Origin of the sequence: Streptococcus parasanguinis (genome assembly GCF_001074805.1) — a bacterium.
GTDB lineage: Bacteria > Bacillota > Bacilli > Lactobacillales > Streptococcaceae > Streptococcus > Streptococcus parasanguinis_A.
The window spans coordinates 16,957-31,826 of sequence record NZ_JUPI01000150.1 but is presented as its reverse complement, the minus strand read 5'-3'; the positions used below and the strand labels follow the sequence as shown (position 1 = coordinate 31,826).

The window sequence follows — 14,870 nt, the reverse complement described above, 5'->3', positions numbered from 1 at the left end:
CAAAAATTTGGGGTGAACAGAAAAAGCATCCCGTATTTTTGATACGAAATGCTTTCAATAAGTTTAAATAAGTTTTAACGTTTACTAAATTGTGATGCTTTACGAGCTTTTTTCAAGCCTGGTTTGGAAAGTATGGGTTTCAGTTGGACTAAAAACAGCGTATTATCAAGGCTTTTCAGAACGATATCTACTGATTAATTTCATAAAATATGAATCAATAGATTATAAATAGGGGAATAGTTTAGGTCTGTAAGCATTAAAATAATACACCTAACTTTGATCACCATTTTTTAGTTATTCACTCTTTTTTCAGATAGTGTTTTTAAAGTTATGATGTAAAATGCCGCAATTAAAACACTATACATCATAATCGGAGGATAGACAATTAAGTATAGAATCAATCCCACTCCTTTAATTATTTGGTCAGGTATCAATAACTTTCTATATTGTGCGGTAGCTTCAAGTAATTCTTTCTGATCTATATTGGGTTTATCAATTACTTTATGTAAAAACCAGTTTGCTACCGTTGAAACAACAACGATTATAATCTCCCTATAATCATGGAAAAGTAGTAAAAATAGTTGTTATCCTAGTTGATTAAAAAAATCTCTGATTTCCTCATCCTTTATAAAATAATATATAATTTTCCCCTCTCTTCTAGTGTCCAAGATATTTTGATTGGCTAGTTTACGAAGATGGTGGGAGGCAGATGCCATACTGAGATTTAATAAACAGGCTATATCGCAGACACAGAGTTCTTCGACGGCAAGGAGATAAAAGATGATATTTATCTGTTTATTATCGGTAAATTTTGATAAAATGCGAAGTGATTTTTGGACTTTTTCCTTTTCAAGGTAGTTCGTTGCGGTTGTAACATTTTGTTGATTTATAACATCCACTTGACAGATACTATCTTTTTTCATAATTTTTTCTCCTAGCCTAACACAGCCCATAGCATGTCAAAGCTGTTGTTTTCAATCAGGATATACATCCCCAATCCTAAATAGACAACGGCAATAAACCATCTGCTATATTTTTCCAAAGTTTCTCCAACAGAAGGGACTTGTGCTAATTTTTGGGCAGAAAAAACCAAGAGATAAATCATGACTAGAAAAGTAAGTAAAGTCACTATCAAATTCGCTAAATTTAAGGTGGTAAAATATGGGACAAAGACACCAATATTGTCAGCGCCACAACTTGCAAAAGTAATCATAGCGACTAGAAAAATCAGGTTTTTATTGTCTTTTCGCAAACCATCTTTTGCAATAGCTTCTCCATCAGAATCTCCTAAAAGCAAAACTTTGAGGCCTAGGAAAATTGGAATCAAACCGAGTAAACCTAAAATCTCTTTACTAGGAATATAATTTAAGACAAATGCAAAAAGCAAACTTAGGAATATTAGACTAACAGAGCCTAGAAATTGTCCTAAATAGATGTTAATGATGTCCTTTCTGCTTTTTCTTTTGGCAAAAAATAACATTAGGATAATAAGTAAGTCTACGGCTGTCCCAGAATACAGGATTATTGAAGTAACAATATTTTGAATCATAAAACACCTCATTCAAATATATTTTTGAATGTATTCTAACATTAACCTTTGTAGATGTCAACTTAAAATCCACCAATTAATAATTGCATGTCAATATTTGTATTGTGAAACTAGTTTCAGAAATATATAGTCTTAAAGTATGTCCACTGCCAATGGTTTTTTCAATATTTAAAAGGAGAGAACCAATTTGGTCCTCTCCAGGGTATAATTTTCCACCAACCCACTACAGTTGACAAAGAGCCGTTATTCTCAAATGAGACAACTCCTTTTAGTTTTTATAACCTCAGCTTCTCGGTCTCTTACCTACTTTTAATAGAAAGACTACGAAGGACGATTCTTAAAGTAGTCAGATTGTGCAATATCGAAAGATTAGATGGGCTTAACCAATTTAACAACCCAAATCCAATTAAACTTCCATTTATTACAACTGTTTCTTGAATATTTCTTTGAATTAATTTCTGCAACGATTCAGATAAAGAATTCAATTCCTCGAAGAAATCTAAACGATTATCTAATAATAAAATATCACTCATCTGCTTAGAAATATCAGCACTTTCATTCATCACAACCCCAATATCTGCAAGCGTCAAGGCAGCAGAGTCGTTTAACCCGTCTCCAACCATCAAAATAGTTCGGCCAGCTTTCTGTAATTCCTGAACCAACTGAAACTTACCATCTGGTTTTAAATCAGTATAAACGTTGTCAAATGGCAGATCTTTAACCAACTCTTCTGTTCTAGCCAACGTATCACCAGTTGCCAGAATCAGTTTTTTCCCTTGGCGCTTTAGCTTTTTCAATGCAACTTTCGCCTCGCTTCTCAAGGGAGTGTGGATACAAAACATCCCAATTAATTCTTTCTTATAAGCCAAAAACAATAAATTGTAATGAGTCTTATATTGCTCAATCAAGGCCAGCTGCTCAGAACTAATTCTTACCTGTTCGTCTTGCATTAGTACATAATTTCCAATGACAACCGATTGACCATCAATTTGCGATTTAATCCCTTTGCTTGCAACATACTGAAGCTTGCCATGCATTTCTTCGTGTTCAATGCCTTCAATTTCAGCTTGTTTAACAATTGCATTGGCAATAGGATGATAGATATGTTCCTCCAAACATGCACTTATTCTTAAAATATCTTTCTCAGTATAATCTCCGAAAGGAAGAACCTTTTCAACCAAAGGATAACTCGTCGTGATGGTACCCGTTTTATCAAACAAGAAAGTATCCACTTCCAGATATTTTTCTAATACATCACCATCTTTAATAACCATTTCTCGATTTAGACCTTCCTTTATGGCCGTAAGGTAGGCTACAGGTGTGGATATTTTTAGAGCACATGAAAAATCCACCAATAAAAAGGAAATGGCTTTTGAAAACGAACCTGTTAACAGATAAGTCAAACCAGCACCTAAGAAGTTATATTTTACAACCTTGTCTGCCATCCTAATAAAATGACGTTGTTTTGTCTTCTTACTCTCTTCAGATTTTTTCATCAGATTGATGAGTTGCAAAATACGACTGTTTATCTGATTATCAGTCACACGAATTCTTAACTCTCCTGTTTCCAAAACAGTATTCGCACATACAGAATCTCCCTCTTTCTTTTCAACAGGGAAGCTCTCTCCAGTCAAGGAACTCTCATTGACCATGCCTAATCCTGAAACCACTTGGCCGTCAAACAAGATTTCATTACCTTGGGAGACAACTAATACATCACCTACTTGAACATCAGAACTCTTGATGCTGATGACCATGTCTCCCCGCACTAAGAAAACATCACTTTCTTTAGCAAGAAGGCTTTGTTCCAAATCTGTTGCTGTTTTTTTTAAAGACCACTGATCCAGATGATTACCCAAATCAAGCATAAACATGATGTTGCTAGCTGTCTTGGATTGGTTCATAAACAAGGACAACAAAATGGCCGAACAGTCCAAGACCTCCATGGTTAGTTCCTTGCGCGCTAAAGTTTGATAGGCTTCTTTGACATAACCCAAAGCCTGATAACAAGTCCAAATATAACGAATAGGGTAGGGTACAAAACTTCGAAACAGCAAACGCTTAATCGCTGCACCCGATACAATTGAATAAGCACTCTCTTCTCTACGAATGGGAAGAGTCATCAAGTCCGAAACTTTCCCCTTGTCAATTTTTTTTAAAAAGGCCTCTGCATTTTCTAATACAGAGAAGCCTTCTTTCATACGTAGAGTAAAGTGCTGCTGATCCATATAAAACTGAATAGAGTCGATCCCTTTTTCATCTTTAGCCAAGGAACGAAGATAATCTTGAATATCCAAGGTCAGTGAAAACGAGGACGATAATCGGATATGTTGATATCCTCTGTGTAGCACTTTAAAAGACATATTATTCACCTGTCAGGCTATCTAATTGTTCTTCTTTCTTTTCCTGTTCGTATAAATATTTAGCGTCTTGTAAAACATCATCACCGTGTTGTTTTACAACAGAAACAGATGCATCCAGTCCATCTTTCAATTTGTAAGCTTTAGCCAAGGCCTTAGAATAGCCTTTCTTAGCTTCTTTACTTGCTAAGACTTTCAAGCCAAGCGTCCCAAATGCTACCCCTCCTAAGAAGAGAGATGATTTTTTCGCAACTTTTGCGACGTTTAATACTTCTTTTAACATGTTTATTTCCTCCTTGTAACTATTGTAGCGAAAAATGACAGCAAAAGCAATTGCTGATATCTGATATATAGATAAAATTCTCTATACTGATATTTAATTATATTATGATGAAAACAATATACTTTATTTTTTGATACTGTAAATAATTATGTGTAAACACTTAAGTAGAGTTACGGAGTGTTAATTAAATAAGCTTTCAAGTGTATCAGAACATTGACCAAACCCTTTATGGATTCGTTGACTTTGCTTGAAATTATAATCTTCAAACAACGTAACTAAGTAACGTTCCAGAGCCTCCTCATTAGGAAAAAGAACCTTCTTTTTCGTTTGATGTTTGATTTCTTTGTTAAGAGACTCAATGAGGTTTGTCGAATACATGCTGTGCCAAATCTGGTAGGGAAACTGATAAAAAGTTAAAAGATTATCCGTCTTCTCCAGACTTTCCATGACTTTCCTATACTTTGGTTTCCATTCGGCGAGAAAGTCCTCTAAAGCTTGTCCTGCCATTTCTAAATTTTCAGCACGATAAATCATTATAAATTGCCCCAGAATAACCGCTCTATCTGCTCGTTTCACTTTACTAGCTAGATTTCGACTAATATGAATTAAGCAACATTGTTGTTTAGCTAATGGGTGAGCCTGACTGATAATCTGCTCAAGCCCCTTAAAGCCATCTGTAACTACAAGAGAAATCTGTTGGATTCCTTGGTTTTGAAGCTTGTCTAACAGGGTGGACCAAGAAGCATTGTTTTCTTGAGGCAACTGTGCATAGCATATCTCTATGCGACTAAAGTCGCTAGAGCTATCCTAATTGCGCACCGCCAGTTCTCATAGAAAAAAACACCTTGCAAGATGCAAAGTGTTTTCGTTTGTATTCTGCTGTCCAGCAACGAATTAACGTTTAGAGAACTGGCTAGCTTTACGAGCCTTTTTCAAGCCTGTTTTCTAGTATTTTTATATCTATTGGCAGATTATCCGACTTATCCCCATCAACATCTGACTCTAACTCAACCTCTGAAGAAATCCTAATATTGCGTACTTTGATATATTCGATATTATTGTTACCTACTAGATCCCCTTTTTAATAAATCTGGGATAGCCGATAATTTAGAAATGATGGATGAATCCTTTAAAATCAAGATATTTCCATATTCATCTGTATTTTCATCAAATAGTTTTTTGTCTGCATAGTAATTGGATAGAAGAACTAAGACCTGAGTAGCTTCACCTTCATAATTGCCATTTTTGCTTTCAAAAGGTAATAATTGCTTGTTCATAGCTTGGCGAATCAGTTGCACCAGCCAAATTAATTGTCTTGACCGACGAATAAAGCGACTTCTTTCAAGGATTCGACCATAAGGAAACAGTTGGCAGATTCTATAAAAGTGTCGATGTGATTCGGCACGCTCATCAGACTCGCTACACAGAGCTGGTACATAATATCTGCTATAATTTTCTGGAAGATTTGGTCAAGCGGTCTTTTAGCCGTGTGACAGGCATACAGGAAAAACACTATTTATTTACTTTTTGCACGGGAGGCTTTAAGATGTTGCTGGACGCCTTTCTTGATAATCACTCAGAGTCGCCAGAGTGTCTGGGCTGGGATATGGCAAAGATATACCGCTGCCTGAAACTGTTCTTTGACGCTGATAAACGCGACATATCAATTAAAATGTCGCACTAAAATGATTGAAAAGTGATTGAAACTGTATTATAATGAACGTATATATTTAGAAAAGAGGTACTAACTATGGAAAACCTAGTAGTTTCAGTCTTTAACACTGAAAGCGAAGCTTATCAGTCCTTTGCGGATTTGAAGGCTTTCCGCCAAACTCAGACGACCAAGGTTGCTCAAATCGCCTTGGTCAAAAATGAAAACGGTCACATCGTTGAAAAAGAACGCTATGACTTTGAAGATTCAACGACGGATGCAACCCTAGAAGGTGGCTTGCTCGGTGCAGTTATCGGGCTTTTGGGTGGTCCTATCGGCGTCTTGTTTGGTTATGGTATTGGCAGCCTCTATGGTTTGGCTGCTGGTGATACCGTTGATACGGCAGAAGCTGGCTTGATTGACGTTGTGTCTCAAAAATTGATCGACGGCGAAACAGCCGTTGTCGCCTTGGTGCAAGAAAACAACGAAGCAGTCATCGATGCTTACTTCACCAAGTACGACACCCAAATCGTGCGTTGGGATGTAGCAACCGTCGTAGCCGAAATCGAAGCAGCTCTGCAAGTCCAAGAAGACCTCTACAACCAGGCACGTGCACAAATGAAGGCTGAACGTAAAGCCGAACGCAAGGCTAAACTTGAAGAATTCAAGGCAAATGTCAAAGCAAAATTTGACAAATTGAAAGCCTAACGTCTAAGCGTCTCATAAATTTAAATGTGACTGAGACGCCATTTAAAATTTATGTGCGTCGGATTCTCACAGTTAAATAATTGCGTTGACAAAGCCGTTACAGCCGTTCTTCCATTCTTTGAAAAGAATGTTTAATAGACAAGAAATCTGGACTAGTATTGGTCTGGATTTTTTTGTGAATATAGAGGTCATAGCTTTTTGACTATGCTTCGTTATAATTAGAAAAATTTTAAGTTTTATCAAGATGAAATCAGTCAGACGAAGACATCCCGAATTAGCACCAGCATCACCACACAAACTAAGACATACTGGTGCTACTCTTGCTAAACAAGCAGGTGTTTCTCTTGAAGCCTTCTCAGAAGCTCTTACTCATAGTGATAAAGAGATTACAAAAACTTACGTTAATATCAAAGATAAAGTCAATCAGACTGTAGGTGATATTGCTTTTCGTAGTTTAAAAAATTGATGGGGTGAATATGGGGTGAATTTTGGGGTGAACTTTGATTTTTTGAAACAAAAAAGACATCCAAGAAATAATTCTTGAATGTCTGTAAACGTTGATATAATCGTATTGATTAACGTTTAGAGAACTGGCTAGCTTTACGAGCTTTCTTAAGACCTGGTTTCTTACGTTCAACTTTACGTGAGTCACGTGTAAGAAGTCCTGCGCGTTTCAATGAATCGCGGAAGTCTGGGTCTACTTGAAGAAGGGCACGAGCGATACCGTGACGGATAGCTCCTGCTTGACCAGCGTATCCACCACCTACAACGTTAACGAAAACGTCGTATGAACCTGCAGTTGAAGTAACTGCGAATGGTTGGTTGATTACAAGACGAAGGTCAGCGTGTGGGATGTACTCTTCAACATCTTTTTTGTTAACAGTGATTTTACCAGTTCCTGGAACAAGGCGAACGCGTGCAACAGCGTTTTTACGACGTCCAGTACCTGCATATTGTGCTTGTGACATACTTTATTGTTCCTTTCCTTAGATAAGTCCTGAAATATCAAGAACTTCTGGTTGTTGTGCAGCGTGAGTGTGCTCAGCTCCAACGAATACTTTCAATTTCATACCTTGAGCGCGGCCAAGAGTATTGTGTGGAAGCATACCTTTAACTGATTTCTCGATCAAACGTACTGCATTTTTAGAACGAAGTTCACCAGCAGAGATTGATTTCAATCCACCTGGGTGGTTTGAGTGAGTGTAGTAGATCTTATCAGTTGCTTTTTTACCAGTCAATTTAACTTTTTCAGCATTGATAACGATTACGAAGTCACCTGTATCAGTGTGAGGTGTGAATGTTGGTTTGTTTTTTCCGCGAAGCACGCTAGCAACAACTGCTGAAAGGCGTCCAAGAGGTACATCAGTTGCGTCAACAACGTACCATTTGCGTTCTACTTGGCCTGGTTTAGCCATGAATGTAGTTTTGTTCATGATTTCTCCTATATGAATGTCGTTTTTGTTTACAGGGCGGATGTTCCGGTCCGCAAGTTATTTGAAAGGTTCCGGGGCCTTACAAATGGGGTAAACAATACCGCCTACTATTGTATCAAAATTCTAAGATAAAAGTCAACCGATTTGGAAAATTATTTGCGATTTTCTTTTCCAATGACAAATCCGATCAAGGAATTCGGGCCGACGTGGGCTGAAATAACCGGTCCAAGAGGCATCACGAGAACTTCATCGATGCCTTCAAGCGCAAGCATTTCTTGCTTCAGTGCTTCGGCTCCTTCTAGATCGTTGGTATAAGATACCAAGGCTGTGCTTTCACCGATATCTGCTTTGATCAGCTCCAGTAATTCCCGGACAGCTTTTTTGCGTCCCCGAACCTTGCTAATAGGGACTAATTTCCCTTCCGCATCTATCCAGAGAATGGGTTTGATGCTGGCCAAACTTCCCATGATCGCGGCACTTTTTGAGAGACGGCCGCCACGCATGAGGTGGTAGAGGTCATCAACTAGGAAATAAGTCCGCAGTTTTGGCGCTAGGTCCATGATTTCTTCTTTGGCTTCTGCTAATGAACGACCTGCATCACGCGCAGCTACTGCTCGCATGACCAGATAACCCTCTCCAATCCCAGCAGCCTTCTGATCGACAATCTCGATCACGGCTTCCGGGTAGTCTTCTAAAACCAGGTCTCGTGCCATGACTGCACTCTGATAGGTCCCAGATAAGACTGATGAAAAGGCCACATAAAGCAGATCTTTTCCTTCTTTGGCAAATTGTTTAAAGGTTTCCTGAAATTGGCCCACATTGACCTGACTGGTTGTCGGTTTGGCCCCATTTTTCATGGCTTCTAAAAGCTCCGGGCTGGTCAATTGAGCTTGGCCTACTGTCTGGTAAACCGTCCCATCTAACTCAATGGTCAAGCCAAGAATGGTCACCTGATGTTCCTTGGCCCAGTTTTGGTCTAAATCTGCGGTCGAATCGGTTAAAATAGCAAATGTCATTACTTGTCTCCCATCATTTCTTGTAATTGTCGCAATACTTCGTGATCGAGCGGTCGCATGGGTGGTTTTTGATCGTTAACCACTCGCTGCGCTTGATTGAGGTTTCCTTTGACGACTGCGACCCGTTTTTCTAACTCTCTGGCAGATACCCGAAGAGCTCCTTGAGCAAAGACGGTCCATTGCTCATTTAAGTCACTGGTCGCTACTGATACTTGGTGGAGGGGCGTGTTAAGCTCTGCCGCCAAGCGCTCGATATAGTCATCTGCCGTCTCATCCTCACCGGTAAAGACCACCTGAACATTGAACTCCTCATAGGTCTGCCGCACTCCTGGCATATACTGGGCATCAAAGACACAGATGACTTCGATTCCTTCAAAGCTAGCATAGTGGCTCAGTTTTTGCAGGAGGATATTGCGGGCTGCATCGAGCTCACTTTTTTGAAAGAGCTGGCGGGTCTCCTGCCAAAAGGCAATCATATTATAGCCGTCAACCAATAAGATTTTTCGTTTCATATCATTGCCTTTCTAGGATTATAGTCGATTGCGAAAGACCTCATACATAAGGATGGCTGCTGCCACACTGGCATTGAGGCTTTGCACATGACCATTCATGGGAATGGTGATCATCTCATCGACTTGTTTTTTGATATTGGCTGAGATCCCTTTTCCTTCATTGCCAATGATCAAGGCTAACTTGCCAGCCGTATTCCACTGGTGAGATGGCGTGCCGTTCATGTCGGTTCCAAAGATCCAGAAACCTTCTTCCTTGAGCTTGTCTATGGTTTGGCTAAGATTGGTCACTCGCGCAATGGGAATGTGTTCCACTGCTCCGGTAGACGTTTTTGAAACCACTGGGGTTACCCCGACTGCCCGGTGCTTAGGAATGATAACTCCTGAGACATTGGTCGCATCAGCTGTCCGTAAGATAGATCCAAGATTGTGTGGATCTGTTAAGCCATCGAGAATCAATAAAAGAGGGTTCTCTTCTTGGGCTGTCTGTTTCAGAATCGCTGCCAAGTCTGTGTAAGCAAAGGCTGCCACACGAAGAACAAAGCCTTGGTGAACAGCTCCTTCCGTCATTTCCTGCAGGGTTTTCTTTGGCGTCCAAGAAATCGACACTTTTTTCTCAGCTGCTAAGGCCTTGATCTTGTCGACATTTTTTCCTCGGAGGTCTTCTTGAATATATAATTTATTGCCTGTATTGGCTTGTAAAGCCTCGGTGACTGCGTGGACACCGTATACGATATCGTTATTTTCCATAGAACTAGTATACCACAAGAAAGGAGGAAGAGGCCAATTCATGATATAATGAAATCAAATCAATCTCAATGAACAAACCGAACTAGAAAGGAAGCCATGCCTCTTTTTCAACGAACCATCAAGCTCACCTTAGCCACTTGTTTAGCAGCGGCCCTTGCTTATGCTCTAGGCTTGACCTATGCCATCTCAGCTGGCGTCATTGCCATCTTGAGTATCTCTGATACACGTCGCAGTACCATCAAGCAGGCCTACCAGCGCTTTATGTCGACCTTGCTGGCCCTTACTATCGGAAGTCTCGCCTTTTCTTTTTTAGGGTTCAACCTCTGGGCACTGGGAGTCTTTATCGCTCTCTATGTTCCTTGCGCCTTTCTATTGGGTTGGCAGATCGGCATCACCCCAAGTACGGTGCTGGTCACCCATCTCTTGATTGAGCAGTCTACTTCCTGGGGACTCTTGCTCAATGAACTTGCCCTCTTTTTGATAGGGACCAGCTTTGCCCTGCTGGCCAATCTCTATATGCCTTCTAATCAGGCTGCGATCGATCATTACCATGATGTGGTCGAAGACCAACTAAAGAAGATCCTTGGTCGTTTTGCGGAATTTCTTGGTAAAGGGGATGGTCGCAATGATGCTCGCTTGATTAAGGAGTTGGATGGTATCCTAAAGGATGCTTTGAAGCTAGTTTATCTGGACCATTCCAACCACCTCTTTCACCAAACCAACTACCATATTCACTACTTCGAAATGCGCAAGCGGCAAAACGATATTCTGCGGAATATGGCAGAAAACGTCAACCGTTGTCAGTTAGCGGCGAGTGAAAGCATAATCCTAGCTCAACTTTTTAAGAAAACGGCCCAACAGTTAAGTCAGAAAAATCCCGCCCAAGATCTTCTTGATGATATTACTCAGTATTTGGCGATCTTTCGCGAACGCCCTCTTCCTAAGACCCGTGAAGAATTCGAAACACGCGCCACCTTGCTCCAATTGCTAAGAGATTTAGAAACCTTCATTCAGGTCAAGGTTGATTTTTACCAACAATTTCATAAGGAGACAGAATAGACAAAGAAGCCCTTGCAAGATGCAAAGGCTTTTTTATTCAGGGTTTTGTTGTAAACGCTTTCCTAAAATGGTATACTAGAACTGGAAAATAACTTTTTAAGGAGGGTCTTCTATATGATGAAGTCTTCGTATAAGAAACATTTGTACACTACAACACTCAGCCTCTCAGCGGCTGTCTTGCTTTCCGTTATCGGTCATGGCCAAGCTTCAGCCGATAGCTTAGAAGCACCTCAAACAGAACCAAGCACGGTCCTTGAAGCGACACCTGCTACTGAGCAAGCTGTGACAGCTGAGACGACCAGTCCCGCTACAGCCGCAGAAGTAACTCCTGCTAGTCCTGCAGAAACAGCAGCGACTTCTGATGGGACTTCTACTACAGAAGTTGCTCCAACCGCTAGTCCAAGCACTACCCGTGCTACAACAACCGCTGACCAAGCGACTCGATTGGCTGATAGCACCATTTATCTCTCTGAAAAGAGTACGATTGATGACAAAGTCCAAGAAAAAGCTCAAGCTGCTGGCAAGATCAACTGGACCTTAGACAATAAACCTCTCTCTGAGTGGAAAACCTGGGATATGGAGACAGGAACACTGAGCAAGGATCCATTCCTTACTATCACAGAGACCGCAAACGGCAATGATCTGGATCTCCACATCGACGTGCAGGATCTCTTTGGTCAAGATCTTAGTCTTCGTAGCCCAAATAATATTCGCCGGACTTACCGCAACTACATCGGCAACCATGAGCTAGTCGGAACCAATGCAGACTTAGGGATCACCATCAATAAGACCCTTGTTTTTCGACCTTACCAAGACTACCATACACATGAAGAGATGCTAGCTGCTATCGAAAAATCCAAGGAAGAAGCGAAACCCGATCGTTTAGTGCAGCTGGAAACCCTTGGTAAGAGTGCCCAAGGCCGGGATATGAAGATGGGGATCGTGAGCAAGGACCAAGCTAGCATTGATCACTACCTTTCTAGTACCAACCCTACAGCCTTGACCAAGCCAAGCGAAATGCTGGCTGCACTGAAGGACAAGACCTTGGATTACAAACTACCTGTCTTAGTCCACAACACCCACGCGGATGAGCAGCCAGGGATCGACATCATCACAGGCCTCTTTAATACCTTTGCGACCAAGGAAAAGGTGACCTTTAACACCACAGATGAAGCTGGAAATGCTAAAACTGTCACGCTAGATATTCCAACCTTGCTCAATAAATTCATCTTCTTGTTTGACTTCACGGAAAACCCAGATGGAGATGCTCTCAACCTGCGGGCCCTAGCAAACGGGCTCGATCCAAACCGGGATGCCAGCTACCAAACCAACCCTGAAGTCCGGACCGTCATCCAAATGATCAACAAGTGGAATCCAATTGCTCTCTATGACTTACACGGTTTTGTCAAAGAATTCTTAATCGAACCTGCAACACCTCCACATGATCCGAACTTTGAATACGATCTTCTATCAGATCTGATGCTAGAAAATGCCCATCATATGGGCCGGGCTGGAGTTGCCAATTCTAAATATGATAGTTACATCATTCCAAAACTGGATTGGGGCGATGGCTGGGATGATTCCTTCTCAGGTTATACAGGGGTTTATGCTGTCTATCACGGCATCTTGGGCCACACCATTGAAATACCAGAATCCAACCAAGAATCCTATAAGGCTGGACGCAATGCTGTCCTAGGAGGGATTGACTTCCTCAACCAAGATCCGGACCGTCTCCTTGAGATGCGTCTCAACTTCTACCTGCGTGGTCTCAATAAAACCGAAGATCCAAAAGCCGAAAATGAACTGGTCGGCCCAAATGGAGAAATCGTTGGACGTGTGAAAAATGGTCGTCCGAAATTCTTCCCAGACTACTACGTCATCCCAATGAGCCTCGACAAAGACAACGATGCCCAAGAAGCCTTCAATATGATCGACTACTTCAAACGCAATGGTGTCCTCGTCAAGGAACTCAAAGAAGATATTGGCAACTATAAAAAAGGGGACTTAGTCATTGACATGGCCCAAGCCAAACGTGGCTATGCCAACCACATTCTCTACAAGGGCTCCAACGAATCTGCCTGGGCTGCTATGTACGCAGAGTTGCTGGTCAACTTCCCAGATATGAGAGGGTTCAAGTCCGAACCTGTCTTTGCGGATGGTCTTTTCAATGGAAAATTAGGCGAAGTCACCACCACCCGCGCGACTCGTACCTCTGAGATCGATCCAAAAGCTCCTTACTATGTGATTGCCAATACCTCAGCCAGTGCCGTTAAAGCTGTCAACCAGGCTATTGCACAAGGAAAATCTGTCTACCTAACAGATGATGGCTACATCGTTGACCGCGATACCTTTGCTTCGCTCCTACCAAACTATGCCATTTATGGTGATGCCCTCTACAAGGTGCCTAGTGGCCCAACCTTGAAACCGATGAAGGTCTACTCTCCAAACTACCACTATAATTGGGCTGGAGTAGATGCGCCTGCTCATACTAGTTTGGTCCTTGAAAAATTAGGCTTCCAAATCGTCAATACGCCAGAAGAAGCGGATGTTGTTATTTTGGAAAGCAATCGCTTTGACGCTTCCATTTTTGGCAAGAAACCAACCCTTGTCATTGGCGGGGAAGCCATGCAAAAATTGGAAAAATTGGGAGTTCTTACAGGATTTGACGCTGAAAAACTAAAAGGCGGTAGTGACTACGAAGGCTTGATGAAAGCGATCATTGATGATCAGGATCCATTGACCAGCGGATACAAGAAGAATACCCTCTTCTACTCCAACTCAGGAAACTGGATTGAAAAGGTTCCAGAGCATTTCAAGACCTTGATGAGCATCGCTCCAAGCGATTATTATATTGCAGGTTGGTGGCCACATAACGATGTTCTGGCTAACAAAGTCATGGCCATCTCTGGAGAACTGATGGGACAACCACTCTTTGTCTATGCAGGAAATCCAACCAACCGTCAACACCCTGTCCACTTCTTCCGCTGGGTAACCAATGCGATCTTTGGCAGCAAGTTGGCAAGCTTGATGGATTACGTTCCAGCTAAAGAACCAGATCAAGTGGTAGTTCCAATTCATAACCAAACAAGCAATCCACAGCCAATCTTGGCCAAGAAGGACACTCCTAAAGTGCTCCTTCCACAAAAAGAAACAACTGTGGAAAATGGAGAAAGCGTGCAAGCCTTGACTTACCAAGTAGGACAAAGCTTCCAAGAAAGTCCAGCTAAGGCACAATTGCCACAAACTGGAGAAGACACAACCGCACACTTCATTCTTTCAGGCTTCTTGTTAGCCGTTAGCGGAGGCTTCCTCCTCTTGAAAAAGAAAGAAGTTGAGTAAGTTCCAGGTTTAGACTTGGATGACACGAAAAGAACCTTCGCAGACGCGAAGGTTCTTTTTGGAGATAAAATATCTTTCAAAACTTTCCTTAGGTGAGTACGGACGTCAGCGAACTTCTTCGAAGTTCCATGACTTAGTTTTGAGCCTAAGGTCTCAAAACTCCCGAGTGTTTGAAACAATAATGTTTCAAACACTTTTCTCACAGCGGAAAGT

13 protein-coding genes and 3 pseudogenes are annotated in these 14,870 nt (G+C 41.3%); 4 read left to right on the top strand and 12 right to left on the bottom strand.

The genetic code is table 11. The features are described 5' to 3' along the window. Positions 1-584 precede the first annotated feature (584 nt). From cadX to ADI76_RS11565, 7 genes and pseudogenes are all read right to left on the bottom strand, one after another. Entirely contained in the window at positions 585-923 is a 339-nt protein-coding gene (cadX, locus tag ADI76_RS10630; protein ID WP_000711078.1) for a Cd(II)/Zn(II)-sensing metalloregulatory transcriptional regulator CadX, read from the bottom strand. A gap of 11 nt (positions 924-934) precedes the next feature. Continuing rightward, the gene (locus ADI76_RS10625) at positions 935-1,549 is read right to left on the bottom strand and encodes a CadD family cadmium resistance transporter (protein ID WP_002911684.1); all 615 of its coding nucleotides are present in this window, start codon (positions 1,547-1,549) and stop codon (positions 935-937) included. Between the two features lie 299 nt (positions 1,550-1,848). After that, entirely contained in the window at positions 1,849-3,912 is a 2,064-nt protein-coding gene (locus ADI76_RS10620) for a heavy metal translocating P-type ATPase (RefSeq protein ID WP_002893754.1), read from the bottom strand. Between the two features lies 1 nt (position 3,913). Further along, positions 3,914-4,192, bottom strand: a complete 279-nt coding sequence (locus tag ADI76_RS10615; RefSeq protein WP_002893755.1) for a DUF6110 family protein — start codon at positions 4,190-4,192, stop codon at positions 3,914-3,916. 180 nt (positions 4,193-4,372) lie between these two features. Then, positions 4,373-4,963, bottom strand: a pseudogene (locus tag ADI76_RS10610) (IS256 family transposase); the annotation flags it as partial. A gap of 148 nt (positions 4,964-5,111) precedes the next feature. Continuing rightward, positions 5,112-5,445 (bottom strand): annotated as a pseudogene (locus ADI76_RS11765) (diacylglycerol kinase family lipid kinase); the annotation flags it as partial. A gap of 3 nt (positions 5,446-5,448) precedes the next feature. Further along, a pseudogene (locus ADI76_RS11565) lies at positions 5,449-5,592 on the bottom strand (IS982 family transposase); the annotation flags it as partial. A 350-nt stretch (positions 5,593-5,942) separates the two neighbouring features. Between ADI76_RS11565 and ADI76_RS10600 the strand changes: the two are divergent. Next, positions 5,943-6,551, top strand: coding sequence for a DUF1269 domain-containing protein (locus tag ADI76_RS10600; protein WP_002893760.1), 609 nt, complete (start codon positions 5,943-5,945; stop codon positions 6,549-6,551). Positions 6,552-6,795: 244 nt separating this feature from the next. Further along, entirely contained in the window at positions 6,796-7,017 is a 222-nt protein-coding gene (locus tag ADI76_RS10595; RefSeq protein ID WP_002893762.1) for a tyrosine-type recombinase/integrase, read from the top strand. Between the two features lie 109 nt (positions 7,018-7,126). On the opposite strand, the gene rpsI is transcribed toward ADI76_RS10595, so the two are convergent. From rpsI to rlmB, 5 genes are all read right to left on the bottom strand, one after another. Beyond that, entirely contained in the window at positions 7,127-7,519 is a 393-nt protein-coding gene (gene rpsI, locus ADI76_RS10590) for a 30S ribosomal protein S9 (RefSeq protein WP_002893764.1), read from the bottom strand. A gap of 18 nt (positions 7,520-7,537) precedes the next feature. Then, complete coding sequence (rplM, locus tag ADI76_RS10585) at positions 7,538-7,984, bottom strand: 50S ribosomal protein L13 (RefSeq protein WP_002876943.1); 447 nt, start codon at positions 7,982-7,984, stop codon at positions 7,538-7,540. Positions 7,985-8,136: 152 nt separating this feature from the next. Next, on the bottom strand, positions 8,137-9,000 hold the full coding sequence (locus ADI76_RS10580) for a DegV family protein (RefSeq protein ID WP_003010076.1): 864 nt from the start codon (positions 8,998-9,000) through the stop codon (positions 8,137-8,139). After that, positions 9,000-9,512 carry an NYN domain-containing protein gene (locus ADI76_RS10575; RefSeq protein ID WP_003004212.1) on the bottom strand — a complete coding sequence of 171 codons (513 nt, stop codon included), beginning with the start codon at positions 9,510-9,512 and terminating at the stop codon, positions 9,000-9,002. Before ADI76_RS10575 ends, ADI76_RS10580 begins: the two co-directional genes overlap by 1 nt. A gap of 18 nt (positions 9,513-9,530) precedes the next feature. Further along, the gene (rlmB, locus tag ADI76_RS10570) at positions 9,531-10,259 is read right to left on the bottom strand and encodes a 23S rRNA (guanosine(2251)-2'-O)-methyltransferase RlmB (protein WP_003016229.1); all 729 of its coding nucleotides are present in this window, start codon (positions 10,257-10,259) and stop codon (positions 9,531-9,533) included. 96 nt (positions 10,260-10,355) lie between these two features. Here rlmB and ADI76_RS10565 point away from each other — a divergent pair, with 96 nt between their 5' ends. Further along, complete coding sequence (locus ADI76_RS10565) at positions 10,356-11,318, top strand: aromatic acid exporter family protein (RefSeq protein WP_049516418.1); 963 nt, start codon at positions 10,356-10,358, stop codon at positions 11,316-11,318. Positions 11,319-11,435: 117 nt separating this feature from the next. Next, complete coding sequence (locus tag ADI76_RS10560; protein WP_049516420.1) at positions 11,436-14,657, top strand: LPXTG-anchored zinc carboxypeptidase; 3,222 nt, start codon at positions 11,436-11,438, stop codon at positions 14,655-14,657. Positions 14,658-14,870: the final 213 nt, after the last annotated feature.

Bases quoted from the DNA above. Each gene is read 5' to 3' on its own strand.
- ADI76_RS10595 (WP_002893762.1), top strand. From the start codon at position 6,796: ATGAAATCAGTCAGACGAAGACATCCCGAATTAGCACCAGCATCACCA.
- ADI76_RS10575 (WP_003004212.1), bottom strand. From the start codon at position 9,512: ATGAAACGAAAAATCTTATTGGTTGACGGCTATAATATGATTGCCTTT.
- ADI76_RS10600 (WP_002893760.1), top strand. From the start codon at position 5,943: ATGGAAAACCTAGTAGTTTCAGTCTTTAACACTGAAAGCGAAGCTTAT.
- rpsI (WP_002893764.1), bottom strand. From the start codon at position 7,519: ATGTCACAAGCACAATATGCAGGTACTGGACGTCGTAAAAACGCTGTT.
- ADI76_RS10625 (WP_002911684.1), bottom strand. From the start codon at position 1,549: ATGATTCAAAATATTGTTACTTCAATAATCCTGTATTCTGGGACAGCC.
- rlmB (WP_003016229.1), bottom strand. From the start codon at position 10,259: ATGGAAAATAACGATATCGTATACGGTGTCCACGCAGTCACCGAGGCT.
- ADI76_RS10580 (WP_003010076.1), bottom strand. From the start codon at position 9,000: ATGACATTTGCTATTTTAACCGATTCGACCGCAGATTTAGACCAAAAC.
- ADI76_RS10620 (WP_002893754.1), bottom strand. From the start codon at position 3,912: ATGTCTTTTAAAGTGCTACACAGAGGATATCAACATATCCGATTATCG.
- cadX (WP_000711078.1), bottom strand. From the start codon at position 923: ATGAAAAAAGATAGTATCTGTCAAGTGGATGTTATAAATCAACAAAAT.
- ADI76_RS10560 (WP_049516420.1), top strand. From the start codon at position 11,436: ATGAAGTCTTCGTATAAGAAACATTTGTACACTACAACACTCAGCCTC.
- ADI76_RS10565 (WP_049516418.1), top strand. From the start codon at position 10,356: ATGCCTCTTTTTCAACGAACCATCAAGCTCACCTTAGCCACTTGTTTA.
- ADI76_RS10615 (WP_002893755.1), bottom strand. From the start codon at position 4,192: ATGTTAAAAGAAGTATTAAACGTCGCAAAAGTTGCGAAAAAATCATCT.
- rplM (WP_002876943.1), bottom strand. From the start codon at position 7,984: ATGAACAAAACTACATTCATGGCTAAACCAGGCCAAGTAGAACGCAAA.